This window comes from Pedobacter quisquiliarum (assembly GCF_014642175.1).
Classification (GTDB): domain Bacteria; phylum Bacteroidota; class Bacteroidia; order Sphingobacteriales; family Sphingobacteriaceae; genus Pedobacter; species Pedobacter quisquiliarum.
The window spans coordinates 185,192-212,051 of record NZ_BMIL01000002.1; the positions used below are offsets into that span (position 1 = coordinate 185,192).

Annotated in this window: 20 protein-coding genes and 1 pseudogene; 8 read left to right on the plus strand and 13 right to left on the minus strand. The window is 44.6% G+C overall.

The genetic code is table 11. The annotated features are described in order from the left end of the window. Positions 1-67: 67 nt before the first annotated feature. Positions 68-1,576: a SusD/RagB family nutrient-binding outer membrane lipoprotein gene (locus IEW69_RS03215; RefSeq protein WP_188625389.1), complete on the minus strand. Its 1,509-nt coding sequence runs from the start codon at positions 1,574-1,576 to the stop codon at positions 68-70. Positions 1,577-1,586: 10 nt separating this feature from the next. Beyond that, positions 1,587-4,721 carry a SusC/RagA family TonB-linked outer membrane protein gene (locus IEW69_RS03220; RefSeq protein WP_188625390.1) on the minus strand — a complete coding sequence of 1,045 codons (3,135 nt, stop codon included), beginning with the start codon at positions 4,719-4,721 and terminating at the stop codon, positions 1,587-1,589. 374 nt (positions 4,722-5,095) lie between these two features. Between IEW69_RS03220 and IEW69_RS03225 the strand changes: the two genes are divergently transcribed. Further along, positions 5,096-6,397: a UDP-N-acetylmuramoyl-tripeptide--D-alanyl-D-alanine ligase gene (locus IEW69_RS03225; RefSeq protein ID WP_188625391.1), complete on the plus strand. Its 1,302-nt coding sequence runs from the start codon at positions 5,096-5,098 to the stop codon at positions 6,395-6,397. Positions 6,398-6,402: 5 nt separating this feature from the next. Here IEW69_RS03225 and IEW69_RS17115 read toward each other — a convergent pair. The 10 genes and pseudogenes from IEW69_RS17115 to IEW69_RS03275 form a co-directional block, all read right to left on the minus strand. Then, positions 6,403-7,297, minus strand: a pseudogene (locus IEW69_RS17115) (Rpn family recombination-promoting nuclease/putative transposase). Positions 7,298-7,352: 55 nt separating this feature from the next. After that, on the minus strand, positions 7,353-7,817 hold the full coding sequence (locus IEW69_RS03235) for a gliding motility lipoprotein GldH (RefSeq protein WP_188625392.1): 465 nt from the start codon (positions 7,815-7,817) through the stop codon (positions 7,353-7,355). Then, positions 7,810-9,279 carry a PSP1 domain-containing protein gene (locus IEW69_RS03240; protein ID WP_188625393.1) on the minus strand — a complete coding sequence of 490 codons (1,470 nt, stop codon included), beginning with the start codon at positions 9,277-9,279 and terminating at the stop codon, positions 7,810-7,812. Before IEW69_RS03240 ends, IEW69_RS03235 begins: the two co-directional genes overlap by 8 nt. Positions 9,280-9,281: 2 nt before the next feature. Beyond that, a complete protein-coding gene (locus IEW69_RS03245) occupies positions 9,282-10,430 on the minus strand; it encodes a DNA polymerase III subunit (protein ID WP_188625394.1) in 1,149 nt (382 codons plus the stop codon). A gap of 147 nt (positions 10,431-10,577) precedes the next feature. After that, positions 10,578-13,001, minus strand: a complete 2,424-nt coding sequence (locus tag IEW69_RS03250) for a TonB-dependent siderophore receptor (RefSeq protein ID WP_188625395.1) — start codon at positions 12,999-13,001, stop codon at positions 10,578-10,580. A gap of 64 nt (positions 13,002-13,065) precedes the next feature. After that, positions 13,066-14,130 carry a succinylglutamate desuccinylase/aspartoacylase family protein gene (locus IEW69_RS03255; RefSeq protein ID WP_188625396.1) on the minus strand — a complete coding sequence of 355 codons (1,065 nt, stop codon included), beginning with the start codon at positions 14,128-14,130 and terminating at the stop codon, positions 13,066-13,068. A gap of 1 nt (position 14,131) precedes the next feature. Beyond that, complete coding sequence (locus IEW69_RS03260) at positions 14,132-15,514, minus strand: ABC transporter permease (RefSeq protein ID WP_188625397.1); 1,383 nt, start codon at positions 15,512-15,514, stop codon at positions 14,132-14,134. Further along, positions 15,511-16,935: an ABC transporter permease gene (locus IEW69_RS03265; protein ID WP_188625398.1), complete on the minus strand. Its 1,425-nt coding sequence runs from the start codon at positions 16,933-16,935 to the stop codon at positions 15,511-15,513. The genes IEW69_RS03260 and IEW69_RS03265 overlap by 4 nt, the downstream gene beginning before the upstream one ends. A 2-nt stretch (positions 16,936-16,937) precedes the next feature. Next, positions 16,938-17,648, minus strand: coding sequence for an ABC transporter ATP-binding protein (locus IEW69_RS03270; protein ID WP_229663497.1), 711 nt, complete (start codon positions 17,646-17,648; stop codon positions 16,938-16,940). 112 nt (positions 17,649-17,760) lie between these two features. Continuing rightward, on the minus strand, positions 17,761-18,111 hold the full coding sequence (locus IEW69_RS03275; protein ID WP_188625399.1) for a hypothetical protein: 351 nt from the start codon (positions 18,109-18,111) through the stop codon (positions 17,761-17,763). Between the two features lie 197 nt (positions 18,112-18,308). On the opposite strand from IEW69_RS03275, the gene ruvX reads away from it, so the two are divergent. From ruvX to IEW69_RS03305, 6 genes are read left to right on the plus strand one after another with little or no spacing between them, the layout of a single operon-like run. Then, positions 18,309-18,722 carry a Holliday junction resolvase RuvX gene (gene ruvX / locus IEW69_RS03280; RefSeq protein WP_188625400.1) on the plus strand — a complete coding sequence of 138 codons (414 nt, stop codon included), beginning with the start codon at positions 18,309-18,311 and terminating at the stop codon, positions 18,720-18,722. A gap of 19 nt (positions 18,723-18,741) precedes the next feature. Continuing rightward, positions 18,742-19,371, plus strand: a complete 630-nt coding sequence (locus tag IEW69_RS03285) for an O-methyltransferase (protein ID WP_188625401.1) — start codon at positions 18,742-18,744, stop codon at positions 19,369-19,371. A gap of 2 nt (positions 19,372-19,373) precedes the next feature. Beyond that, positions 19,374-19,949 carry a glucosaminidase domain-containing protein gene (locus IEW69_RS03290; RefSeq protein ID WP_188625402.1) on the plus strand — a complete coding sequence of 192 codons (576 nt, stop codon included), beginning with the start codon at positions 19,374-19,376 and terminating at the stop codon, positions 19,947-19,949. Next, positions 19,939-20,844, plus strand: coding sequence for a glucosaminidase domain-containing protein (locus tag IEW69_RS03295; protein ID WP_188625403.1), 906 nt, complete (start codon positions 19,939-19,941; stop codon positions 20,842-20,844). The genes IEW69_RS03290 and IEW69_RS03295 overlap by 11 nt, the downstream gene beginning before the upstream one ends. 46 nt (positions 20,845-20,890) lie before the next feature. After that, the gene (locus IEW69_RS03300; protein WP_188625404.1) at positions 20,891-21,643 is read left to right on the plus strand and encodes a hypothetical protein; all 753 of its coding nucleotides are present in this window, start codon (positions 20,891-20,893) and stop codon (positions 21,641-21,643) included. 52 nt (positions 21,644-21,695) lie between these two features. Next, positions 21,696-22,709, plus strand: a complete 1,014-nt coding sequence (locus tag IEW69_RS03305; RefSeq protein WP_188625405.1) for a DUF3078 domain-containing protein — start codon at positions 21,696-21,698, stop codon at positions 22,707-22,709. 1 nt (position 22,710) lies between these two features. On the opposite strand, the gene IEW69_RS03310 is transcribed toward IEW69_RS03305, so the two are convergent. Then, the gene (locus tag IEW69_RS03310; RefSeq protein WP_229663498.1) at positions 22,711-25,149 is read right to left on the minus strand and encodes a DUF5916 domain-containing protein; all 2,439 of its coding nucleotides are present in this window, start codon (positions 25,147-25,149) and stop codon (positions 22,711-22,713) included. 304 nt (positions 25,150-25,453) lie between these two features. Between IEW69_RS03310 and ffh the strand changes: the two genes are divergently transcribed. Further along, on the plus strand, positions 25,454-26,794 hold the full coding sequence (gene ffh, locus IEW69_RS03315; RefSeq protein ID WP_188625406.1) for a signal recognition particle protein: 1,341 nt from the start codon (positions 25,454-25,456) through the stop codon (positions 26,792-26,794). Positions 26,795-26,860 lie beyond the last annotated feature (66 nt).

A 26,860-nucleotide genomic window follows, 5' to 3' on the forward strand; every position in this document is an offset into this window, starting at 1 on the left:
ATTTCTAAAATTTGTTCATAAAAAAAGGGTGCCTGTCGGGCACCCTTTTTTTATTAAATTGATGATGTTATTTGAACAACCAAATTGGTGTATTTAACTCATCTGGTCCTTGGGCAGCAACTACAGCATCATAATTCGCCTTGTTTAGGCTAGGCTCGTCATTCGTGTAGGCTTGTCTAACTGGGATTTGACCACCGATATTCTGTGGGAAAGGAGATGGTGTTAAACGTGGGAATCCAGTTCTTCTCCAGTCTGACCATGCTTCGTAACCATAACCCATGTAGTTCGCGATCCACTTCTGCGTAATGATTTGCTCAATAGCGGTTGCAGGACTGTATGCTACGCCTGATTGCGTATAGTAGCTTTCTGGAACAGAAACACCATTATCGGCCATAGAAGCAGCAATACCTGCACGATATGCGGCCGATGCCTGTGCATCATCAGGTGCTCCAGTAATCCAGCCCAGCTTGTAAGCTTCAGCTTTCGTAAACATAACTTCCGCATAAGTAAAAACTTTAACGGGTGAATTCTGAGATCTGAATGCTTTACCAATCAAAGAAACCTGACCTGGCTTGTCAACATTGCCTTTAACATATTGCCCAGCCAAAGCCTGCGTTAATCCATAAGGCATACCAACGTAAGTTCCCTTATCTGTAGGGTCAGCATAAACAGCTACCCTTGGATCTTTATAAGCATTTAGCTTATTTACCATAACGTCGCTGATTGCATAGTCATAACGACCACTTACTTCATAGTTATAGTAAATGAAGTTCTCGTTTGCCGCTTCACCCAAGTGTCTGTAAACTACGTTGTCTGCATTTGAATTGATGACACCGTCTGCTAAGGCTAAGTTAAATTCTGCCTTTCCAGTAGCTGGATCTGCCTTAGAAAGTCGAAGCGCCATGTTCATGCGAATCGTCGCTGCAAATTTCTTCCATTTGTCTACAGATCCGTCGAATAGGAAGTCGCCTTGTACTGGTGCGCCACCGTCAAACTGTGCACCAGCCTCTTTTAACTCCTTAAACAGGTCTGCATAAACAGCTTGCTGTCTGTCAAACTTAGGTGTTAATATTTCATTGCCTTTCAATGCTTCTGAATAAGGAATATCTCCCCATCTATCCGTCATGTTCTGGAAATAGAATGCACGAAGAATTCTTGCAACAGCAATTTGATTCGCATTGGAACCATTAGCAATTACATTAGGTAGCGACTTAGTTTCCGCGTCTGTATTTAACTTAATGATGGTTGTAAGATCCTGAAGTGGACTGTTAAAAACACCAGTGTAGTTGTAGATTTTAGTATTATAACGAGATTCCGAGGTATACAAGGTTTCAGAGATCTGCTGTGTATAAAGCTTTGGTGCTACCTGATTGATAATACCCGCAGCGGTAGTCGAAGAAGTTACCGCAGTGGTTCTGCCCATGTAACGCTCAGCACTTGTTAAAAGCAATGAAGTCACGGGCTGGCTTGGAGAATTTGGACTCGTATTTAAATCCCCAAAGTCACTTGTTTTACAGCTACCCAAGATGGTAACTGTAGTGGCTATTATAAATAGATTAACTATATTTTTTTTCATTATGGTAGTATTAGAATGTTACTTTAAGATTTAAGCCGATTGTTCTTGTTCCAGGTAATTGACCACCTTCCATCCAGCTACCTGCAGATTCTGATGGGTCAATGCCCGGAACTGCAGTATAGATCAACCATGGATTACGTGCAACTAGAGATACAGAGGCTCTCTGCGCTTTTAATTTAGAAGCGAATGAAGCAGGAAGGCTATAACCTAGTGATAGCTCTCTTAATTTAACGTAAGATGCTTTGTAAGTTTGTTCTTCCCATGCATACGGGATATAACCTTCGTAGTAATCTTGTGCTCCAATGTAGGTTGTATTCGGCTGACCGTTTGACTCATAAACTCCAGGGATCAAAATACCACCGCCATTCGCAGGATCATCACGCTTCGGATTTCCTTTATCATTCAAACCAGCTGTTTCTAAAGCAAGTCCAGATCCAAAGGTATTACCTCTACTTACAGAGAATAATTTACCACCTACCTGGAAGTCTAGAGAAGCTCCAAAAATGAAGGACTTATAAGTCACGGTACTTGTTAAACCACCCGTTAAATCAGGAACAAAAGATCCTAAATTGTGGTCGTCTTCAAGTAATGGATAGCCGTCTGCGTCAATAATCGCCTGACCTTGCTCATTACGTTTGATACCCGTTGTTACTAGAGTACCCCACTCCTGACCAACTCTTCTTTCAACATTGATCGATGGTGTTCCTACATAACCGAAAGAATCGTATGGGAAGTTATCTAGACCTGGGTAAAGTTCAATGATCTTACTTTTTCCACGTGCAAAGTTTGCATTTAGATCCCAGGTAACAGTTTTACTTTTAATTGGTGTACCACCTAAACTAAATTCGATACCATGACTTTTGATCTCTCCGGCATTAACAAGTGCTGACGAGAATCCTGTTGAAGATGGTAAGCTTAGTGAGATGATCTGATCTTTAGATGATCTATTATAGTAGTTAAAGTTAAACCTGATTCTATCTTTCACAAATCTTAACTCTACGCCTGCCTCATAAGAGTCTGACAAGGCTGGTTTAAGATTCTCATTTGGAATTTGGTTTGGAACACTCAATGAAGGGAAGTTGCCATAAAATCCGTTAGAAGTATAGGTTTGATAAATCTTGTATGGATCAATATCAGAACCAGTTCTACCATAAGATACGTTTGCCTTACCGAAAGACAGGATGTCTTTATTCTTGATTAAATCGGTAAATACAAATGCTAACGATCCACCACCATACAAATAAGAGTTGTTGTTACGTGGCAATGAAGACGACCAATCGTTACGGATGTTCAGATCCAGGAACAAGAAGTTTTTGTAACCCAAAGATCCAAAACCATAGAAACTTCTTACTTTTTTGTCGAAAGAGGCATTAGTTGCAGTAGGTCTGTCCTTAGAAGCAGATACATTGTAGAAGTTTGGAACAGTAAAGCCACCAGCTGTTGCTGTTTCCATTTGCTCATCATGATTGATGCGCAGTTCTGCAAATGCACCAGCATTCAAAGAGAAGTCATCGCCAAATAGCTTTTTATACATTGCATCGAAAACAAAGTTGTTCTCTCTGGAGCGGCTCTGACCTGCAGTATAGCTTTCCAAGTTTAATGTACCTGAAGCTACGCGTGAATTGTATGCACCAGAGGAATAGTTTCCTTTAGCTGTAAAATCCAACGTCAATTCAGGAAGTACTTTGTAAGAGGCAGACATTAAGCCGAAAACTCTTGAGCTGTTATTAACCGCAATATTCTCGTACGCTTCAACATACGGGTTATCCCAGTATTGAGGTGACGTATTTCTTGGACCTACAATATTCCAGGTTGTAAAAGTTCCATCCGGATTTCTATAGTTCTTCAACTTTTCAATCTCTGTGTCCCTATGGAACCATTGGTTGAAGGAACCTGATGTTTGTGCTCCATAACCTTCGGCAGGACGGTTGAAATAGTTAATTACGTTGAAATTTACATTTGAAGTAATCGTCAATTTCGGGATTGGGTTGTAAGTGGTATTTACACTTACCCTGTTCTGATCCATTTTAGTGTTCGGAGAGATACCCGTTTGATTGATGTTGGTATAAGAAGCTCTTCCGTTGAACTTTTCAGATGATTGTGAAATCGCAATGTTGGTGTTATTCTGTACACCAGTATTATAGAAGTCTCTGATGTTGTTTGGTTGTGCAACATAAGGCTGCAACTGCGCATACTCTGGGTCGAACTTATTCCACGCGTACCAAGGGGCATACGGTTGACCGTCAAATTTAGGGCCCCAACTTTCATCAACACCATAGTTATAATACCTTGCACCGTTCATGTTAGCCAATGCAGGGTCATCTGTTGCTGGATTATACACGAATGTGTTCCAATCCTGCGTTGCACCACCACCATATTCATTCTGGTAGTCCGGTAGTGTAGCTACCCTTTCTAACGTGGTGCTGTGGTTTAACTCTATACCAAAACCTTTGTTTGCAGCTCTTTTAGTTTTGATTACAACTACACCAGCATCACCACGTTGACCGTATAGAGATGTTGCACCTGGACCTTTTAATACGGTCAGGTCTTCTACATCATCCATGTTAACGCTGGTAGCAGGAACAACAACACCGTCTACAACATATAAAGGGTCACGTCCGCCGTCAATGCTACTAATACCACGGATACGAACCGAAGCTGCACCAAAGCGCGCACCAGAACCCCCTAAAACCTGAACACCAGCGATTTTACCTGCTAAAGCAGTATTTAGATCCACCTGTTTGGTTTGTGTTAATTGATCTCCCTTTAGTGATTGCTGCGCAGTACCAACGGAACGCTCAGACCGTGTGATACCTAGAGCACCTACGATGTTTACCTCTGCAAGAGTTTCTGAATCTGAAGCAAGCGAAACATTCATCGAATTCCCGGAAATAGGAACAACCTGCGTTACATAACCTAAATAGGAAAATTCTAATGCAGTTGCCGTAGCTGGAACACTTATAGAGAAAGTACCTGTAGCACCTGTAACGGTACCACCTTTCGTTCCTTGAATTCTGATGGTGACACCGGGAATGGCCTGACCATCGTCTTTGCCGGTCACCGTACCAGTAACTGTTCGTTGTTGCGCCATTGCCGACATGGCAATAAACATCAACAAAAACAAACTTTGTAATAATTTTTTCATGTAATGTTTGAAATTTGTTAAAGCTTTATGTGAATAATTTGCAAAGCTACCTAAACACCAGCCCTGCTCAAAACCATGTCAAGCTATTTTAACATTCAGCAAACAATTAACTAATCATTTGATTGAGAATCTTTTCGTAAGTACGCGCGGGGATTTTGTAATTGCAATGTCATTCCAAATCTGATTTGGCTAAACAGCTTTCTGCGTATTAATATTTCAAGAAACCATCAAAAACTTAGAATCTTCCATAAAGCTAATTTTCTGTATTTTTTTCGTGATTTACATACTTTGGGTATTTAAATCCAAAAAGCCGGATAAATTCCTGATTTTGGAGCTCATGCTGTACTTTTACAGGTAAAATCAGGACCGGTACTATGGAAAATATCGAAAAGCTATACGACATCTACTTAAATCACCCAACAATCTGTACGGATACAAGGGCCATTCAGCAGGATTGCCTGTTCTTTGCACTAAAAGGTGATAAGTTTGATGCGAATACGTTTGCGCTTCGAGCTTTAGAAGCGGGTGCAGCTTATGCGATTGTTGACGATGCAACCTTCGCTACCGACGATCGTTGCGTCCTTGTAGATGATGTATTAAGCACATTACAAGCACTTGCACGTCACCATCGTAGCCAGATGAACATCCCGGTAATCGGCCTGACCGGCAGTAATGGAAAGACAACCACAAAAGAGCTGATCAATGCCGTACTGTCAACCAAATACAAAACTTATGCAACCAAAGGGAACTTGAACAACCATATCGGTGTTCCACTTACCTTACTCGCTATTGGCAAGGATGTCGAAATTGCCATTGTTGAGATGGGTGCAAACCATAAAAAAGAAATTGAATTCCTCTGCAGTATCGCCCAGCCAACACACGGCTTAATCACCAACATTGGTCATGCACACCTGGAAGGTTTTGGCGGCTTTGAAGGCGTGAAAATCGGTAAAGCAGAATTGTACAAATGGCTTGCGACAACAAACGGCTATACCTTTATATATAAGGATAATACCATCTTAATGGAGCTGATCCAAAATACCGGCTTACACGAGGTAATCTTCTATGGTACCGATCCTACTAACCCCATCTCCGGTGCGCTGGAAAAATCCGATCCTTATCTGGTGGTCGCCTGGAGCAAAGCTGGTAAACAGTATCAGACAAAGACAAATCTTACCGGAAGCTACAACTTTGAGAATATCCTTGGCGCCATCAGTATCGCGGACTTCTTTGGCGTATCGCCAACTGAAATCAACCAGGGTTTGATGACCTACCAGCCGAAAAATAACCGTTCTCAACTTACCCAGACGGCATATAATCAGGTCATTTGTGACTTTTATAATGCAAATCCGAGCAGCATGGAAGCCGCGTTAAAGAACCTGGCGGCACTAACTGCGGATAAGAAGGTCGCAATTATAGGTGATATGTTTGAAATGGGTGAAGAATCCCTAGCACAACATGATCGCATTGCCGCAGTTGCAACAGGCATGGACAATATTGAGGTAATTTTTATCGGTAAAGACTTTTATGCTTATAAAGAAAAGTATAAGGGCCACTTCTTCCTGTCACCTAAGGATGCTGAATCATATCTGCAAAACACACCGGTACGGAACAGCCTGGTTCTGCTCAAAGGCTCCAGAGGTATGGCGCTGGAGCAGCTTTTACCTTTGTTATAGCAGGATTAGAGAGCGGCAATCTCTTCAGGGGATAGCTTGGTGAGCTTTGCGATTTGATCAATGGAAAAACCTTCCTTTTTCATCTCTGAAGCAACTTCCAAAGCTTTCTTGTGCTCACCTTTTTCAAGGCCCTTTGCAAGTCCACGCTCTTCTGCAGTAGTTACCGCATATTCCATTGCGGCGTGGTTATCCCATTTACGTTTTAAACTCTCATCGTACATTGTCCTTTCCTCCTTTGTCAAATTTGTATATTCAGCAATGCTGAATAGCTTTTCAAATATCGGCTTCCGCAGATACACGGGTACTTTATCCAGCAGACTCATATTCTTGAGCACGAAAAGCCATTTGTCAATCTCCGTCTCCAACAAATCCGCTGTTTATCGAATTTACGCAATTCTATAAAGTAATAGCCCAGGTTATTGTAAAATACTGCACCGGAGTCCCTGTTGCACAGGCAAATATCATGCAAATACTGCGGCGCATCAGATTCCTCCAAAGTAAAATCCTCTAATAAGGCGATCAGGTATATTTCCGAAATCTGATATCCCCATGCAGCACGATTTCCCTTGGGCGCCTGGTTGCTAATGAGCCTTGAGGTGTAAAATAAAGCTCTTTCTTTAAAATTGGCTTGTTTGGATCTTTGCACTTCTATCAAGATCTGCTCGCCTGCATTGCCGGTACAAAGCAAATCAAAGATTACCCCACCTTCTCACGAAGCTCCCCAGGATGCTCATTCTTGTTAAAAACAACATCAACAATCTGCTTTCGACCCCTGAATACTGCGTTAATAAAGGCTATCAACAGGTCTTTATTAGGCTCGGTGCCAAAGATCTTCTTAAAAGCAAAATCAGCTAGTGGATCAATGTACTTCCCGACGGGTGGTAAAGATTTATTGTTCATACTTAAAGATAAGTATTAAACAACAAAAAACACTTTTAAGTAAAATATTTAACTTTTAGTACGAAACCGTAATACCTGCATCACTAACTTCCTTCAGCGGATTATCGCGCATATTCTGTTCAATCTCGAACTCATAAACGCCATTAGCAGGGAAGCGGTAATTGGTCAGCATGTTCAGCTTGTACGTAAATAGATTTCCGGAACCTGATCCCAACCACTGCCCATCGCTTTCGGCAAGCTTATATTCAAACCTGCGGGTTATTTTCTTCTGCCCGGGTGCCTTTACATGCAAGAGCACAAAGATGTTCGAATAACGGTAATCCGCGGTATGACGCAGTTTAAAATAAACCGTATGCGGCTTGCTGTGATCTTTAATTTCCACGCTGGCTTTAACCTTATTTACATAACTCCAGTTACGTTTGGGCATGGAAACGTTCAGATCTGCCAGGTTATTTGTATCGCAACCCAATGTTGCGATACAAATAATGGCTAAAAAGAAGTAGTACTTAATCTTATTCATCTTTAGGCTTATCCTGCGCCGGTTTTTTACGTCGGTTGTTCCGGTTTCTGTTGTTTCTGTTGCCAGCTGGTTTAACCACAGGTTGGCCGTCTACTGTCGCCGGAGCAGCCGCTAAGCCACCTTCTACTACAGGACCTTCAACAGCTGGTTTTTTCGGCTCCGGACGTCTTTGTTCAGGACGTTTACCTTCAGGGCGTTTAGTCGCATCCTGTGGCCGGCCTTCGCGGCGTTTAACCTCTGGTCTTGGTCCTTCCGGACGAACACCTTCAGCTTTCTTGCCGTCATTCACATGGCGCTGTTGAACAGCACGCGGTGGACGCTCCTGTTTTTTATTGTTGTTACGCTGATTCTTGTTTCTAGACCTGTCATCCAGGCGGGTAAGACTATCCTGTCCAACAACGTTTTCGTAATCTAACACCTTTTCTACCGGTTTTGAACTTGCAAGTTCAAACGCTTCCTCTTTCAGGTTATTCGGTTTAAGGCCTTTCTTATTCATGGCCATGATCTCTTTCACACGGTCCACTTTCAACGGAATCCAGTCTTCCACATTAGGATAACTGAACCACATGATCTTCTTAAAGATATCCGTTTTCTGATGACGGGCAACGCCAACTTCAGTTTGCAGGCTGTCGATACGATCCGGAATGTCTTTCAAAGCATCCAGATAGGTATCCAGCTCGTAGTTCAGGCAGCATTTCAGCTTACCACACTGTCCGGCTAACTTCAGCGTATTTAAGGAAAGATTCTGATACCGTGCCGCAGCAGTAGATACCGTTTTAAAATTCGTTAGCCAGGTAGAGCAGCAAAGCTCACGGCCACATGATCCAATACCACCTAAACGGCCCGCTTCCTGACGCATACCAATCTGGCGCATCTCAATGCGAATACGAAAAGTCTCCGCCATTTTCTTGATCAGCTCACGAAAATCCACACGCCCTTCAGCAGTATAGAAGAAAGTCGCCTTGGTTTTGTCACCCTGATAATCCACGTCACTGATTTTCATCGATAAACGCAGATCAAGCGCCAATGTACGGGCCTTGTGCATGGTTTCCCATTCCAGGTCCTTTGCAAGCTTCCACTTCTCTACATCCGCTTCCGTAGCTTTGCGGTACACTTTGCGTGTTACCTGGTCCATCGACGTTTTGCGACGTTTCATCTGCATCCTAACCAGCTCGCCGGTTAGGGAAACATGACCAATATCATATCCGCCGGTAGGGCCTTCAACAGCCACCAGCTCACCAATTTCTAAATATATGTTATCGTTGTTTAGGAAAAATTCCTTCCTTGCACCTTTAAATTTAACTTCTATTACTTGAAACGGTATATAATTGGAGGGCATATCCAGGTTGGACAGCCAATCGTAAACTTCTAATTTCTGGCAGCCTCCAGTAAGGCAAGAGCCATTACTTTTGCAGCCCGAGGGGGCGCAACCGCCACCTGTAGAACAACTTCCACATCCCATAGTTAATTGTATATATGTTGAGTCCCTTTCGGGAACGATTTAAACCTTATTGTTTTTATTAGCTGCAAAGATACATCTAAAAAGAGTATTTTAGGATTAGCATTCCGCTCGATGTGGTAGTGCGCCAGCTCGAGTTCTGAAATAATTGCCTCTGCCATGGGCAGATCCAGTACATTGGCACTTAGCTTCCTGGCCGTATCCAAGGTACGTGGCGGCAGTTTTACTAGTGCATCTGCACCACTTAAAAGCAGACTGCATTCCCTTAGAAAACTGATCCCATACCGTAGAAAGTTTTTCTGATTTTCCCGCCCCCATGACGCCGCCTTATCTACAAAACCCATCATGCCCAGCACGTCACCTTTAAAGCCCATGCGCAGCCATTCGGCGAAAAGCTCCGCATTGTTGTTCGCCTCATGCTCCACCAGCGAGCGGGCTTCGATAAGATTGCCATCTGCCAGAAAGCTGTATTCCGCTGCCTGTTCCGGCGTTAAGGCATGTCTTTCCTGCAGGTAAGCCTGAATATCCTGATCGGAAAGCTTCGGAATTTTGGTAATCTGCGTTCTGGAGAGCAGCGTAGACAGGATCTGATCCTGATGATTCGCAACCAGAATAAACAGCGTATGCGCAGGTGGTTCTTCAATAATCTTCAGTAGTGCATTAGCCCCACGGTCCAGATACTCCGGCAGCCACATGATCAGCACCTTCGTGTCGCCTTCAAAGGCTTTATAGCTTAACTTTTTGATGATGTCGTGACACTCCGCAATGTTGATGTTGGCCTGCTTGTTTTCCGCATTTAAACGGGCGCGCCAGCTGTTCATATCCACATAGGTGTTCTGAAGAAGCATACTGCGCCATTCTTCCAGGACATCTACCGCAACCTTCACATCCTTGGAGGCAAAAAATGGATACGAGAAATGCAGATCGGGGTGGATGTAACGTTCATACTTCCGGCAGGAAGAGCAGGTACCGCAACTGTCTGTTGCTGTTTTATTTAAACAGTTGATGTACTGCGCATAAGCAATGGCCAGTCCCAGAGCACCACTGCCATCACAGCTTAGAAAAAGCTGCGCATGACTGATCCGGTTCTCCTTAACGGTTTGAATCAAATGTTCTTTTATGGCCTGCTGACCTATGATATCCTTGAACTGCATTTTCTGCAAAATAGTCAAATTTTCGAAACCTATAGCACACCGTGCTGCTGCAGCTATAGGCATGCAAATCTTTCCGAACCTTGAACGGTAGAATATTAGCTGCGGAAAAGTATTTAACTAGTCTTTGCTCATCAAATATCTTACAGGCTAAAACTGCTTTGTAATGCTAACCATCATATTTCTAGGTTCGCCAGGAAAAATTCTGGTGTGGTTAAAGCCTGCAATCCAGTACCTTTTATTGAAAACATTATTAAAATTCAAACCAAGCCGGAGTTTATCCAGGGTGTAATAGGCCGCAGCATCGAAACTGGTGTAAGATGGCACCTGCAGGCGCAAGACTTCAGTGTTCCTTCGTGAGCTGTGATTCAAACCTGCTCCAAATCCCAGGCCGGAAAGTTGACCTTGAATGAAGTTGTATTTAATCCAGAGATTGGCCAGGTGTTTCGGTGCATTTGCTTTTTGCAAGCCAACTTCAGTGGCCAGCCCTCGAGTAATTATGGCTTCGTTATAAGCATAGTTCGCGTTTATGGAAAGATTGCTCATGATGTTACCCACAGCTTCAAGCTCGAAACCGCTCGATTGTTCTGCCCCGCGTTGCCGCAGCAAGTCTGGATTTACAGGGTCATTGGCGGTAACCAGTACATTTTTTTGTTTGATTTGATAAACGGAAACATTCATTGCCAGCCGGTCGCTAAAGAAACTACCTTTTGCACCAGCTTCAATCATGTTACTGGTAGAGGGATCAAAAGGGCCTCCATTGTTTGGGTTCGTGAATGTAGAAGGACTTTGCGGTTGATATCCGGCCGTGTAAGTGCTGTATACATTTATTGTTGGTGACACACTGTAAATCATGCCGATCCTCGGAATCAATGCTTTCTGGGTAACGCTTGTTTGCCCCTCCAATTTGTAATTGCTGAAGTCTGTATAAAATTCCTGTCTTAAGCCCAGTAGTACCTGCCACTTGTTTATGACAATCTGATCCTGCAAATAAACCGCATTGATCATGTACTTGCTTGGGGCGAATACGGTGGGGCTAAATAGATAGCCATCCGTGTTTCGTATTGGATATTGCACGTTATTCAAGTCAAAATGCGCAACGTTCGGCACCGGATTTCCAACTTCATCAAGCAGGTAAGCCGAAGGATTGGCCGGATCAAAACTGGATAGCACAGCCGTATTGCTGGCATTGCGGTAGCCTCGTGCAACATGCTGACTGCTACCTTGTGGCCTAACCTGCTGAACATGATCATAGCCCAGCAAAATGGTGTGCTTGAAGATGCCATGTTCAAGCTTCTGCCTGAAAAAGCCGTTGATGTTGTCGGAAGACAAGCGTTGTATTCTGTCGAATACCTGCATGGCAACTTTAGTCGGAATTTCCTTTCCCTGTCCATCAACGGCAAAGATGTTTGAAGTCCTGTGTTCCAGCAATTTCTCGTCCCAGCCAAACTTCATGTAAGAAACGTTCAAAGATAGCTGCTCAGAAAACTCGTGGGTCATCCCTGCATTCAACTGCAAGTTGCGCACCTTGTAGAAATCATTTGGTGCAGCAATGGCCAGGGAGATCGGCGTAGAAAAGATATCGTTTGAGGCAGTTGCTCCAAATACAGGTTGCCCACGGTCGATCCTGCTGTTGTTGTGGCTAAAAACCAGGTCCACGTTGATGGAGGTCTTCCGGGAAGGCATGAAGCTGAAGGATGGCGCAAGCATAAAGTTTTCGCTAAACTGAAGGTCCCTGAAGCTTTCAGCGTTAGCATAGGCCGCATTCAGGCGGAAGAGTATGGTACTATCTTTTGCCAGCGGTCCGGTGAAATCTGCAGCAGCACGAAGATTATTGAAGCTTCCTGCAGAAAAAGTCAGTCCGGAGCGCTTTTCAGCCAGTGGCTTTTTGGTCACAAAGTTTATCGTACCCCCTGGCACCGCATTTCCGAAGAGCGCAGAAGCTGGCCCCTTAATAACCTCCACCCGTTCGAGGTTGGCGGTAACCGGCTGATCGAAGTATCCGAAGGCCGCACGCAGTCCATTGATCAGGCGTGGCTGATTTTCTCCACTTCGGAAGCCACGGATCACAATATCATTGTAATTTGAATACCGGTTCACGCCACTCATCATCTTGGTGACCTCCCAAGCCTTCGTCACCTGACGGTCAGCCATCAGCTCTTTGGTTACGATGCTCACCGCTTGCGGAACATCCTTCAAATAAGTAGCGGTTTTTGTGGCTCCGAACGTATAGTCACTTTTATATGAATTGCCTTTGCGGCCCAGGATTTCAACCTGTTGGAGGCCAAGTTCCTCGACAGCCAGTACAACAGTCAACTCCTGCTGCTTACCAGCTTCAATATCCAGCACTTGCTTCAGGCGCTTATAGCCAATACCGGAAAAATAGATCATGTACCGACCTGACTTGAGGTCCGTAATCCTGAACTGTCCGGAAACATTACTGCTGAAAGGGTCATTTCTACCCTCCAAGCGAATGTTTATGTCTGGCAAACCCTTGCCATGTAAATCTGTTACACGCCCCTGAATTTGCGCAGACCTGGGTTGTGCAATGGCCGTAATTATGAAAATGGACAACAATATTCCAATGAATAGAAGCCGTTTGAGCAAAGCGCTGTAGTTTATGGAAATCATGCCAGGCCTATAATGATGTGTTTGATAGATGACCGATGCTAAACAGGTTTTCTCCCTTTGAAATTGGTGGCGTTGCATTCATATACAGGATGATGCCATCAACAGGTGAGATCACATCTTCCAAGTAATTACCGAACAGGTCTGTAATCTGCCCGATCTTACTGCCTTTTAAAACTTGCTGTCCAGCCTTATTGTCGCTTTTGAAGAAACCAGTGTGCTTACTATCAATGCTCGTACGATTTTCAATATAGCGATGCTTTATTGCAGGTTGACTTACGCCTTTTACAATCCGGAGTGATTTAGAAACATTGTCAAGCGCCTTCAGGATCATATTTACGAACTGGGGTTCTGCCATCCCGTATCGTCCACATTCAATGTCGACGGCTGGAATGCCACGTGTAATAGCTTCCCTCGAGCAGTACATGGAAGCCTCCTTCAATGACTGTTCGTTTCCAAACTGAACGATGGTTTCGAATCCAAGGGCAACTGCGAGTTTCCGACCCTGCTCTGATAGTTCAGGTTTATCATAATAGTTGTAATAACCAGCGTAAGGCATTAAATCATTTTGTGCATCACCGGCATGTACATCTATCATATAGTCGCATTTTGCAATAAGCTCCGACCCAAGAACCCAGGCCAGTCGTTCTGTTATGGTACCGTCTGCCCTACCAGGGAAGACACGGTTTAGGTTCTTTCCATCCTGGGGATTGTAGGCAATACTTCGGCGGAGAAAAGATGGCAGATTTGCATGATGTACAATTATGATTGTACCGCTCATTTCTGCAGGCTTAAGCTGTTTTGCAAATTGCTGCGCTGCAAGGATTGGAGGATACTCATAACCATGAACACCTGCGGTGATTAACAAAACAGGTCCAGGCTTGCCGCCGTGACTTACCGTGATTGGGATAAAGGTGCTATCCTGATCACTGCTAACGGTAATTGAAAAGGACAGCTGCTTACCGGCTCCAATCAAGTGTCCGGCAATGGAAAATGGCTTCACCTGCGCTAAGCTGCTTTGACCCAGCATAACGGTAAGGAGTATTATAGAAGAAAAAAAGAAGGAATGACGCATGTTACTTCAGCTCTTTGGTATTTGTTTTAAACATGAAAATGGCGAGCAGGCTCACGAGGACATTGGCTGCAAGTAGGACTAATATTCCGGATGCCGATTTTGTATAATCCGGAGCAGCAGTAAAGCTATACTGCGGCTCTTTGGCAAAGTCTGCATGCTGAAATGCACGATCCTGATATAGGTATGGATAATAGAAGGCTTTAAGCCGATCATGGTAGGCCTTTGTACCCGCTATAAAGTCGAGGTGCTGCTGCAGCTCCGTTCCGGCGATCCCATTAAGGACCTCCTGAAGTTTGGCTGGGGGACTAACCACGCTCAGATTGGAGGCCAACGAAAGTCGATCGAGCATCTTTTGCCGGTAAGCCTTGTAAAGCGTCTCCACGGAGCGGTCGCCAAGTTCCTGAAAAGCATAGTACCACTTCCATTTAAAGGCACCTTCTACGGAACCTGTGTTGCTGTATTGTGGGTAATGTTTAAAGAAGCGGTCCATGGTTTCCGCCTTGGGCTTGTCCCAGCCACCATGCACAGCTTCACGTTGTACCATGGTAAGTTGCAGCCCTTCCTGAACCGGCTTGCTGATGTCTGTAGCGGCATTGATGAGTACGGGTGCAATAACCGCAAGCATGAGCCATACGCCCAGCAGGCTGATGGCGTTGAACGCTGAACTACGTTGCAGTGCTGCGATCGCACAGGAGGTGCCAAGCCAAAAAATGGCATATAGTAATATGGCCAGCAGCCAGTACAGTGCCCGTAGATCTGGTGCTGCGCCTGTCCATAATAAAGCGGTAATGGACAGCAGGATTACCATCGCTGCAATGAGCAGGAATCTGAATATAATCTTGGCTAAAAACAGCGTAGATAGCTTGAGTGGCTGTGCAAGTAACAGCCGGAGTGTTCCCTGCTCCTTTTCAGCAGAAAGCAAATTAAAGCTGATGGCAATGATAAACAGCGGCAGGAGAAACACCATTACGAAGGACAAATCAAAACTCCCCGTAGCCAGCTTTAACGGATTGGTATTTTCTGAATTATAAAGCTGATTCTGTACGGCGAGTAAACGAATTTTAAGGTATGCCGGACTTACATCACGTTGTCCAATGGCGAGCGCCGCCCAGTTATCCGGATGGTTTTTCGCAAAAGCAGAATGATAGTAGCCAATATCGCCAGCATCAGCACTGTCCGGAAACTTTTCGCCCATCTCTCTGATGTTGGCCTGGTAGATCTGTTCCAGCCCTGCGATCTTATTACGTTGTTTTTTTAACTCATAGTGGCCGGAAAAGATTCCATAAAAGCCAGAAAGAAGCATCAGCAGGCAGAATGCAACAAGGCTCTTTTCTGTTTTGAAGTTGAGCCATTCGAAATGAAGTAGAATACGTAATTGCTTCATATTAGATTTTTCTTTTTATTCATGGTAATGATGATTAAACCGTACACAAGTGCAGTCCAGAAAGCCAGTGCAATAATGGACAGCGACACGTTTGCCAATGCTTTTGTAAAAGCCGGTCCTTCATAGTAAAAAGGCGGATAGCTGGCATAGATGTCGGCCTTGAGCCTGGAGGTTTTGTCTTTGTGTGCAACTTTGGTCGCCTGGAGGTTATTGAGGTGCTGGGTTAATGCATAACGATATTTTTCGGCAGCATTTAAGAAGTCGACATAATGAAAGAAATCTGTTCCCGCCATAGACATGGAGATGTTTCGGATGGCCAGGTAGGGGTTGATAAAGCCCGCCCATATAGATAATCTATTCTGATCATCATAGATGGCGACCAGTTCATCAAAGTGTTCCTGGTAAATTTTACTGCTGCTTTCCTCACCAAGCGCCATAATCAATCCGTCTACGTTCACCGGGAGCTGACTCAGGGAATCGACCTGATACTTCTCCAATAAACCCTGCTTAAATTGCTCCAGCCGCTTATCCATGGGATCATGCCCATCAATGCCATTCTTGGATTCCTCGTGTACACTGGCGTCCATAGCTGCTTTCGAGGGTTCTTCATGTAGGGAGCTTCCCAGATTGCTCAGCGCTTTCGGCATGAGCACAATGCTGAAGATCCAGATCCCCAGCAGGGTGACCAATGCCGTTCTGGAATGTTTGTTCAATGCGGAGATCAGAATGGAGCCGGCAATGAAAATGAAAAAATACAGCAGGTAGGTAAGCATGAACACAGCAGTACGCAACAACAAGCTGCTATCCAGTATGAAGTCGTTTATGCTAAGCACAAACAGGAAAACAAAAAAGAACGCGGGTAAGACGATCATGCTGATCACCTGGATATAGCCCAGCAGTTTGGCTTTTGCAATGGCTTTCAGGCTTACGCCCTGACTGAGCAGCACCTTAAGTGTGCCTTCCTCATGCTCGAGGGTAAAGGTGTTAAAACACAGGAAGATGATCAGCAGTGGTATCAGCCATTGCATGACGAAAGCAATGGTCATTTCGCCAAAACGGATCATGGCGCCAGACTGCTGAACCTGACTGAAGTTCGCACTGTTTTGCTGATGGGCTTCCAGGTAAACCATCGTTCCGGTGTAAGAATCCAGGCCAAAGTCCAGAAAGCTTAATACCGATTTCGGCCGGAATGCATAGGAGCCGTAGTGGGCAACACGGTGTGGATGCCGGTCGGGTTGATTGTTGAAGTTTTCTGTTGCAGTACTTTGGGCGAGCTTTCGCTCTGCAGCCAGAACCCGGTAATTGATAATTCCTGTAGCTGCCGCCGTAAGCAGTAAAACGAGGATTATGCTGCCCAGAATGATGAACCGCTTATCTCTGAAGGCACTGATGCGCTCCTTTTGAGTGATGTTTCTGATCATAGCTATCCTTTCATGTAATCCAGGTACAATTGTTCCAGCTCCCCTGCATTCAGTTTGGCGGCATTAATTTCATCGATGAGAGACCCGGCTTTCATGATGCCGATACGCTGGCTCACCTCACGTGCTCGAAAGATGTCGTGCGTAGCCATGAAAATGGTCGTACCAGCCGCACTGAGGCGCAGCAGCAGTTCTGAAAATTCATTACTCGCTTTCGGATCCAGTCCTGAGGTAGGCTCATCCAGCAACAGCACTTTAGCATTCTTTGCGACCGCAGCCGCAATTCCGACTTTCTGCCGCATGCCTTTAGAGTAGCTACCCACACGTTTATTGATGGCATCTGCCTGTAATCCGGCCTCTACCAAAAATTGATCAAGCGCCGATTGGCTGTATTCGAAACCCGCGAGTGCACTTAGCAGCGATAGGTTTTCACGACCGCTGAGGTTCTGGTACAACATGACCTGCTCCGGAATATAGGCCAGGTGTTGCTTAACCCCGACCGGATCTTTGGAAGCATCAACGCCGTTTATGCGTGCTGCGCCGGCACTAGGCTGAATAAAGCCCAGAAAGAGATTGATGGTTGTTGACTTCCCGGCGCCGTTTGGCCCGAGCAAGCTGAAGATTTCACCTTTAGATAGTTTAAGGTGGAGTGCATTAAGGGCGGTTTTCTCTCCATAAGTTTTGGAGAGGCCCTCGGCTTCTAAAATGATTTGCATAATAAAAATTAAGAATAAGCCTGAGGTAGGGATACCTACAGGCAAAAAGGCTGAAATGGTCCATGGTGATTACATACGGTAACCGGACACAAACTTGAAAAGAAGTATTTAACTAGGAAATAGGGGGACCTTTGTTGGTCCAGGTGTGAACAGCAACCTCAAACAGCTTTTGCGTGTAAATTGTGCTGACAGTTTTGGCCATCCTGGGAACTGCAAAGTCAAACACCGCAATTTCCAAAGGTTGCGTGCCAATTTGTTGACTGGAAAGATCTTTACAAAACTTGCATTTGAGCACCGCATCGGCAATGGTTATTCCTGAAGCCGGCTTATCGAGGCCTTCAGTTGAAGACACATGCTGATCCTCCACATGATTGTGGACGACTTCAGTTACCTGGATCATAGAGAAGCTAAACAATAGCAGGTAAGTGATAAAAACAGAAAACTGGTTTCTTAAATGATGCATGTGTTGCTGCAAAGTTGGGCTAATAATTAGAAATTTCAAGTAAGATGTCAGATAAATTAATGTTGCACCCAATTTGTAAAAGCATAGTTACATCACCTGAGGTTCAGGGCTGCTCATGCCCTCAAAATACCCCTAAATTAAATTTCCATACCTTTGTACTTTAAAATACAGCTGCTTATCGCTTATAAAAATCATTTATGCCCAGAATACTAGCTTTTGATTATGGCACCAAACGTATTGGAATTGCCGTTACAGATCCTTTCCAGATCATTGCTACCGGGTTAGATACGGTTCATCCAAAAGACATCATGGCTTTCATCAGCAAATATCTGCAAACTGAGCAGGTAGAGGCTTTTGTGCTTGGCGATCCAAAGCAGATGGACAACACGCCTTCGGAAAATGCGCAGCATGTTGTTGGCTTTTCACGTAGCCTGAAAAAGCAGTTTCCGGACATCCCACAGTTCTGGGTAGACGAGCGATTTACCTCGAAAATGGCGCATCAGGTCATTCTGCAAAGTGGACTGAAGAAGAGCGATCGCCAGAATAAAGAAAGGGTTGACACCATCTCGGCGACCTTGATCTTACAATATTTCATGGAAACCCGTCGTTAATTTCAATACCAATACAAAAATGATTACTGAAGAACTGCAAAACTTACTCTTACAATACTGCGAACCGGAAAGCGAATTGCTGCAACGGATAAACCGCGAAACGAACCTGAAGGTACTGATGCCCCGGATGTTATCTGGACATTACCAAGGTCGTGTATTGAGTATGTTGAGCAAGCTGGTTAACCCGAAGCGCATTCTGGAAGTTGGAACCTTTACCGGTTATGCAACACTGTGCCTGGCGGAAGGTCTGCAGCCCGATGGCAAGCTATTTACGCTCGACATCAATGTAGAATTGGAAGACATGGTGCGCAGAAATTTTGCAGATTCTGCGTATGAAAAACAGATTGTGTATCTGCTTGGTGATGCAATGAAAAACATTCCGCAGCTGGATGAAGTTTTTGATCTGGTGTTTATTGATGCCGATAAAAAGAATAATGGCAGCTATTATGACCTGGTTATTGATAAGGTGCGGCCAGGGGGACTTATTATTGTTGACAATGTGTTATGGAGCGGCAAAGTTCTTAGCAATCAACAAGATAAGGATACAAAAAATATTATTACATTTAATGATAAGATTGCTAAAGACCCACAGGTAGAAAAGTTGATATTACCTGTGCGCGACGGTTTATTTGTCATCAGAAAAAAATAACTATGGTTAAAAAGTTCCTGTTCGTTTTGCTAAGTGTAGGCTTATTACACTTCGGAGCATCTGCTCAAACGACTCGTAATTACATTGAAGAAAACCTTCCGCTTGCGCAGCGTTTAATGCGCGAAAACAATATTCCCGCCAGTATTATCCTGGGCATTGCCATTCATGAATCTGCAGCTGGCACCAGCAAAATCGCCCGGTATCTGAACAACCACTTCGGGGTTAAAGGTCAGAACGACAGTAAACAGATCCGCTCTTCCTACAAAGGCTATAACAGCGTTGAAGATTCCTACCACCATTTCATAGATTTTCTGCAAAGTCGCACGACTTTTAGTAATTTGTTCGCGAAATACGGCGGCAGTGATTATGCGAGCTGGGCCAAAGGCATACAGCGCGGTGGCTATGCACATAGCAAACTGTGGTCTTCGCAAGTAATTGCATTGATCAAGAAGTATGAACTTTTTAAGTATGACAATGACCCGAATGCAGCAATGCGCATGTTGGGCCCCGTAGCACCAATAACCAAAAAACTTAAGCCCACGCCGGTAAGCAAAGTGAAACTGATCAATGAAAAATAGAATTTTACTACTACTGCTGGCTGTTGCCTTCCTTTCAGCTTGTAAAACCGCTCAATACAGCCGTAACAATCGTCAGATTGAAAAAAATGCAACCAAAGGCAAAGGGGAAATCCCTTCCTACACTACCTTGTCTTACATCGAGCAGTTTAAAGGTGTAGCCATTGAAGAAATGAATGCCTACGGTATTCCTGCAAGCATCACCCTGGCCCAGGGAATTCTGGAGTCGGGAAATGGAAACAGCAGTCTTGCCAAATACGCAAACAACCACTTCGGGGTTAAAGTGACGTCCGACTGGAAAGGTAAAGGCTATTACAAAGATGATGATAAACGAAACGACTGCTTCAGGGTTTACAATGATGCACGCGAGTCGTACAAGGACCATTCTGAGTTTCTAAAGCGCAAGCGCTATAGCGCCTTATTCGAGTTGGATAAGAACGATTATAAAAATTGGGCTTACGGCCTGAAACAGGCTGGTTATGCGACCAATCCTAAATACCCGGAGCTACTGATCAACCTGATTGAGAAATACAAGTTATATGCGTATGATCAACCCGAAACGGAGGCGCAGAAGTTAAGGCGTGAGGATCGCGTATTCACAGAGATCAACGCAAACATCCCGCAGGAAAAGAAGAAGTTTACACCTGTGAGTGTACCGCCTTCGCAAAAGGTGATTACCGAAGCGCAGGTTGTAGAGAAAGTTACTCCAGCGGTTTCATCACAGCCAACAAACACCTCAACGGCCGTTGTTGATGGGAAGTATTATGTTGTAACCAAAGGCGATACGCTGTACAACATTTCAAAACGTTTTAACCTGACCGTGGAGGAGCTTCAATCGATGAATACCCTGCTAGATGAGGGCATAAAAATCGGGCAAAAGCTGCAGGTGGTTAAATAATGTTAATTTGCCGCAGGCATGTAGCGGATCATGTATTTTTGTATAGATGAAGTTTTACGGTTCCCTGCTCTTGCTGTTTCTGTGCTCCGGCTTATATGCTCAAAAGAAAGCTGTACAGGGCTTTGTTATTGACAAGGATAGTAAGCAGCGGCTTGCAAAAGTTTACATCTACAATTCTCGGACGGACCAGGGTTTATACAACAATACCAAAGGCGAATTCTCTACCCAGGCGGCAATTGGTGACACGCTGTTTGCTGCTTTACAGGGCTATGCTGTGGATACGCTTGTTTACAAAGGGCAAAATGCGGTATTCTTTCAATTACATCCACTTTTCATCCGTCTGAAGGAAGTTACCATTGTGGGCAGCAAAAACATCAGCCCCGAAGAGCAATATAAAAAGACACAGCAGGAATATAAGTATGCAACCGACCGCGGCAGTTCGAAGGATCTGCTGAACCTTGGGCAAAGGGGCGTGGGTATTGGCATTGACGCCATTTACAACCTGCTGAGTAAGAAAGGTAAAAACGCGCGGCACCTGCAGGAAATTCTGGAGCGCGACTACAAAGAGCAGATCATTGATTTTAAATTCAGACCGGAATTTGTGAAGCAGGTTCTGGGTATTTCTGAGCCTGAGCTCACGGATTTCATGCAACAATATCGCCCGAGTTATACTTTCGTGCTGAGTGCTTCAGACTATGCCTTTATCGTTTACCTGCGGAATAGCTATACTGCTTATAAGCGCAATCCGAAGGCATTAAGACTCCAACCTTTACCCGACATCAAGATAGACAACCTTTAAAATTTTAGCCCTAAACTTTTTTAAAGCCACTTTTTTGGTTTTCTTTGTAGTAATGAAGGGCTTGTATATTGGTTTAATATTCGTTTTTGCGTTTGTCACGGGGCTTCAGGCTCAGGAAATCGACACCGTTCCAATTAATACCAATGATTTAAACTTACGTCTGAAACGCAGTCCGCTGCCTTCCAGAATGGGGAATCTGGAGTACAAACCCATCCAACTTATGCCAGTCGTTATCGACGCAAAAGTGAACTACTGGAATACCCGGACCTCCGTTGGTATAAACCTGAACCAGGCCGCATTTAGTAATAACTGGACTGGTGGTGGGGTTAACTCCCTTGCTTTGACGGGATTAATAAACCACAGAGCAGAATACAGCCGTGAAGGTTATAGCTACATTTCTGAACTCATTCTAAACTACGGTAAGGTTCGCAACAAGAACCAGTCGGAAAAGAAAACCGTTGACCGTATTTTCTGGGACAATAAAGCCGCCATTCAACTATCCAAGAACTGGTATTTCTTCGGTTCCCTGAGTTTTGAATCGCAATTTGACAACGGTTACCGGTTTTACAATGACGGGAACGGTAATGAACTAAGAAACCTGCTCTCGAGGTTTATGTCACCAGGTTATCTCACAGAATCCATCGGTTTTGAATACAAACCAAGTAAATATTTTTCAACCAGAATTGGTACGGGAACGGCAAGGCAAACCTTTGTCCTCGACACGAGTTTGGTTCGATTGAATGCTGCTGCGGGGAATACAAGTTTTAACAATTACGGTGTGCCTGCTGGCGCAACCTTCAAGAATGAACTGGCTTTTCAGGTGGTATCTAACTTCGATAAAGAGATTGCCAAAAATCTGAACCTGAAAGCGCGTTACATGGTGTTTATTCCATACGATCAGCTCGATTATACCAACCACCGTTTAGATGTGGAGCTTCGTGCGAAGGTTAACAAGTTCATGAACGTGACGGTTACTGGTGTGGGGCTATACGACAAGAACACCACGGATAAGATTCAGGCAAGTCAGACACTCGCGCTGGGCATGGTCTTCATGTTCCCGAGGTAAGCTATTTCCTTTTGTGTTTTCTTAGATCAAGGTAGTCTATGTAGTAGAGCATTTTGATGGATAGGCTGTTGTTCTGCGGTCCGGAGAGGATGTAATCCAGGTTTCTGAAGTATCTCTTTGTTAAATAGCTGTCATTGGTTTCTGAGAGGTTTTTATAAGTGACACTTAGCTCGCTGCCCGGCGCAAACTGCCAGGTGTAGATTAGATCGATATTGAAGACGTTATAATTCCGGTCTGTATTCTGCAACGCAGGACCTTCATAGGCGGCTAAACTGCCGTTTGCCTGTAAGTTGTAGAACGCCCTATTCCTGCGGTCGGACCAGTAATGCCTTGCCCTTAGATTGATGCCCATCTTGTTTGTGAAGTTGTATTTGGCATCTACGGCATTTTCAATCGTGTTTCTGTCGTACCTTGAAAACACACTTTGTGAACCATTAAAAGTCACCCAGCTTACAAAATCATAGCTTGGGGAATAGCTGAAGTCTGTTCCGAAACTTAGGCGATCGCTAAGTCTGAAATTCTGGTAGAAATATAGATCGTACATCTTACCGTTGAACATGGTTCTGTTGGAATAGCCAAGGTATCCACCCGCGTTATAGGCTTTGGCACGGTTGGAATTCAGGTACGTCTGTATAGTAAAACCCCCCGGACTTTTATACAAGCCGCCATTTCTGGATTCATAAAAGTCGTTTCCTTTTGCAGTCCAGTTTGCGTAGATCTCCGCCGACCATAAATTTTTGAACTGCACATAAGGCCCTGTTTCCACGGTTAGGTTCTGGTATGCTGCGGGCTTGTAGCGCCTGGAATAATTCAGGGACATGAAGGTGGCGATTTTGTAGTACCATTTACCGGGTTTGTAAATGTTGTAATGGATGGTTCCATTTTGATCCAGGAAGTTGTTGTTGGTGAAAAAGCCCATATCGGATGGATCAAAGACGCGGTCGGCCATGCGCTGGCGATAGCTCCAGGTGAAGTTTCCACTTTGCTTACCCGTTTCAACTTCGTAGTAATAGCCGGTCCGTTGATCTTTGTCGGGGTTTGCCGTTAAGTAACTCATTTTACCCGCACCATTTACGTAATACTCGTTCTTCTTGTCGTTCAAATTGAAAAGCATCGCTGTTACGTTGGCATCGTAGGCACTGCCTTGGCGAAGCACATTGGTATTGATCAGGCTGACAGCGCTGTTGTTTTTCAGGTTCTGATCCAGCACGAATACGTTGTAGTTGGTTAGCGGCTGACTTTCTATCTCCCGACGATTGCCCTGGGCGTCTTCCACGATGGTATTCATGGAATTTGTAACGGCGTTGAATATGCCGATGCCCAGACCTTTGGCGGTACGGCCGGATACTTTAGTGGCATTAATGACTTTGCTTTCTAGTGGCGATCGGATTACAGTCTCACCTTCCTGTATTTGATCGCTGAGGTCTTTAGAATAGGTTGGTGAAACACCGATCCTTCGACTATAGAACAGGTCGCCTTTGTTAAACAGCTCTGTCCCTTCGGTGAAAAAAGAGCGGTTCTCATTAAACTTTACTTCAAAGGGCGTGAGGTTGAGGATGCGGTTATCAGATTGTACCTGTCCGAAGTCGGGAATAAGGGTCATATCCAGCGTGAAGCTGTTGCTGATGCCATATTTCACATCCATTCCGCCGTTAAAAGAGGTGGTGGTATTCTTTATCCCTGGAACATTATTGGGATAGTGGTTGATGAGGGCGGACACATAAGGAGAAAAGGACAATCGCAGCGGAGCTTTGATGTTTTGCAGGCCGACCATTGTACCACTTTGATTGAGTAAGCCGTTGACTTTAGGGTCTACCGGATTCCAGAAGGTTTGGGAGTTTTCCATCGCGCGTTTGCGGATGAAGTTGATGCCCCAGTTCTGAAGGTCTTTGCTGGAGAAACGCAGTGCCGAGTACGGGATTTTAAGTTCTACGGTCCAGCCTTGATCGTCGAGTTTCACTTCACTTTCCCAGACGGCGTTCCAGTTCTCATCCTCTCCACCAACCTGTGAGTATTTGGCATCAAATTGCGATCCTGCAGCGGTGACAATAAAGCCGTTTCCATTTATGCGATCCAGGTAGGTATCCAGAAAAACGCCAAAGAAATCGGCATTACCGATCTGATCTCTGGAAACAAGCTCATGGGCAATGCTGTCGGGCTTGGCTTTCATGCGTGCTGAAATGTAGATGGCATTGTCATCGTATAAGACCTTAACTTCCGTGCTGCGGTCTGCGGATTCTACACGTCCGGGATTGGGGTTGTTTTCTATAAAACCAGTGGCTATGGGTGCGTCTTTCCATACCTCATCATCAAGCAGGCCATCTATCTTAGGACTTGTATTGGTGCGCATTGCATTGATTTTGCGTTCTGCAGCGGGTGTTTGTGCAGCAAGGTTGAGGGAAAAGAACAGCAGGAACAAGCCTGGAAGGAGCGATTTCATTAGCAGCATTTCCCATAGGACTGCAGGGGTATGCAAAATGTTGCACCATGCAGGATAAATATTTTAACTTGTATTACAAATGCGATTGTGGGCAGGGCTATTTTAATGCTGTTGCCGAGGGTTAGGACTTGTTTTGCTTGGGCCTTTCCTAAACTACTATTATCCTGCTATAAGGAAGGTCAAAGTCCCGGATTAAGCCCTGGCTGGGCCCGCTACAATAAAAGATAAATGGGTGTAAAGCATTTACGCGCAAAAATTAATAACTTTGAGGCTACAAAAAAATTAACAATAAGCATTAAAAGAGATGTTTGAGAATTTACAGGATAAGTTAGATCGTGCATTTAAAGTACTAAAGGGGCAGGGTAGTATTTCGGAGATCAACGTGGCAGAGACCATGAAGGAGATTCGTAAAGCCTTGTTGGATGCCGATGTAAATTACAAAACAGCCAAGACTTTTACTGACGAGGTTAAAGAGAAGGCCCTTGGTCTGAATGTACTTACAGCAGTTTCTCCGGGACAGTTGCTGACCAAGGTGATGAACGATGAGCTTACAGCCCTGATGGGTGGTGAGGTTACCGATATTGATCTTAAGAACAATCCAACCATTATATTAATTGCAGGCTTGAACGGTGCGGGTAAAACCACCTTCTCGGGTAAACTTGCGAACTTTCTGAAGAGTAAGGGTAAAAAGCCTCTATTGGTTGCTGGTGACGTTTACCGTCCTGCAGCGATTGATCAGCTTCAGATTTTAGGGGAGCAGATCGGGGTGCCTGTTTTTGCGAATCTCGCATCTAAAGATCCTGTAGGCATTGCACTGGAAGGTATTGCAGAAGGTAAAAGAAACAACAATAACGTCATCATCATTGATACCGCCGGTCGTTTGGCCATTGACGAGGAGATGATGAACGAGATTGCTGCCGTGAAAACCCAGACGCAACCACATGAGATCTTATTCGTGGTGGATGCAATGACTGGTCAGGATGCAGTGAACACGGCTAAAGCCTTCAACGATCGCCTGGATTTTACAGGTGTGGTACTAACCAAACTTGATGGTGATACCCGCGGTGGTGCGGCGCTATCGATCAAATCGGTGGTAAACAAGCCGATCAAGTTCATCGGTACAGGTGAAAAAATGGAAGCACTTGACGTGTTCTATCCAGACCGTATGGCTTCCAGGATTTTGGGTATGGGTGACGTGGTTTCCCTTGTTGAGCGTGCGCAACAGCAGTTTGACGAGAAAGAGGCCGCAGAACTACAGAAGAAAATCCGTAAGAATAAGTTCGACTTCAACGACTTCTACAACCAGATTCAGCAGATCAAGAAAATGGGTAACATGAAGGACCTTATGGGTATGATCCCTGGCGTTGGAAAGATGATGAAAAACATTGAGATTGAAGATGATGCATTCAAGAACATTGAGGCAATTATTCAATCCATGACTAAATACGAGCGTGAAAACCCTGATGCAATTCAGCAAAGCAGACGTTTACGTATTGCAAAAGGTTCCGGAAACAAGGTTGAAGAGGTTACCAAGCTGATTAAGCAGTTTGAAGACATGCGTAAGGTGATGAAACAGTTTTCGAATCCTGCGGCAGCAGCTAAAATGATGCGCGGCATGCCGAAGATGCCTCAAGGCAAGTTCTAAGTATTTTCAAAAAAATTACTACGGCGCTTCCAGTTGGACTATACTGGCCTATACTAAGAAAAGTAT

What these genes read in the sequence shown, in the direction of transcription:
- IEW69_RS03215 (WP_188625389.1), bottom strand. Translation starts at nt 1,576, where the DNA reads ATGAAAAAAAATATAGTTAATCTATTTATAATAGCCACTACAGTTACC.
- IEW69_RS03220 (WP_188625390.1), bottom strand. Translation starts at nt 4,721, where the DNA reads ATGAAAAAATTATTACAAAGTTTGTTTTTGTTGATGTTTATTGCCATG.
- IEW69_RS03225 (WP_188625391.1), top strand. Translation starts at nt 5,096, where the DNA reads ATGGAAAATATCGAAAAGCTATACGACATCTACTTAAATCACCCAACA.
- IEW69_RS03235 (WP_188625392.1), bottom strand. Translation starts at nt 7,817, where the DNA reads ATGAATAAGATTAAGTACTACTTCTTTTTAGCCATTATTTGTATCGCA.
- IEW69_RS03240 (WP_188625393.1), bottom strand. Translation starts at nt 9,279, where the DNA reads ATGGGATGTGGAAGTTGTTCTACAGGTGGCGGTTGCGCCCCCTCGGGC.
- IEW69_RS03245 (WP_188625394.1), bottom strand. Translation starts at nt 10,430, where the DNA reads ATGCAGTTCAAGGATATCATAGGTCAGCAGGCCATAAAAGAACATTTG.
- IEW69_RS03255 (WP_188625396.1), bottom strand. Translation starts at nt 14,130, where the DNA reads ATGCGTCATTCCTTCTTTTTTTCTTCTATAATACTCCTTACCGTTATG.
- IEW69_RS03260 (WP_188625397.1), bottom strand. Translation starts at nt 15,514, where the DNA reads ATGAAGCAATTACGTATTCTACTTCATTTCGAATGGCTCAACTTCAAA.
- IEW69_RS03265 (WP_188625398.1), bottom strand. Translation starts at nt 16,935, where the DNA reads ATGATCAGAAACATCACTCAAAAGGAGCGCATCAGTGCCTTCAGAGAT.
- IEW69_RS03270 (WP_229663497.1), bottom strand. Translation starts at nt 17,648, where the DNA reads ATGCAAATCATTTTAGAAGCCGAGGGCCTCTCCAAAACTTATGGAGAG.
- IEW69_RS03275 (WP_188625399.1), bottom strand. Translation starts at nt 18,111, where the DNA reads ATGCATCATTTAAGAAACCAGTTTTCTGTTTTTATCACTTACCTGCTA.
- ruvX (WP_188625400.1), top strand. Translation starts at nt 18,309, where the DNA reads ATGCCCAGAATACTAGCTTTTGATTATGGCACCAAACGTATTGGAATT.
- IEW69_RS03285 (WP_188625401.1), top strand. Translation starts at nt 18,742, where the DNA reads ATGATTACTGAAGAACTGCAAAACTTACTCTTACAATACTGCGAACCG.
- IEW69_RS03290 (WP_188625402.1), top strand. Translation starts at nt 19,374, where the DNA reads ATGGTTAAAAAGTTCCTGTTCGTTTTGCTAAGTGTAGGCTTATTACAC.
- IEW69_RS03295 (WP_188625403.1), top strand. Translation starts at nt 19,939, where the DNA reads ATGAAAAATAGAATTTTACTACTACTGCTGGCTGTTGCCTTCCTTTCA.
- IEW69_RS03300 (WP_188625404.1), top strand. Translation starts at nt 20,891, where the DNA reads ATGAAGTTTTACGGTTCCCTGCTCTTGCTGTTTCTGTGCTCCGGCTTA.
- IEW69_RS03305 (WP_188625405.1), top strand. Translation starts at nt 21,696, where the DNA reads ATGAAGGGCTTGTATATTGGTTTAATATTCGTTTTTGCGTTTGTCACG.
- IEW69_RS03310 (WP_229663498.1), bottom strand. Translation starts at nt 25,149, where the DNA reads ATGAAATCGCTCCTTCCAGGCTTGTTCCTGCTGTTCTTTTCCCTCAAC.
- ffh (WP_188625406.1), top strand. Translation starts at nt 25,454, where the DNA reads ATGTTTGAGAATTTACAGGATAAGTTAGATCGTGCATTTAAAGTACTA.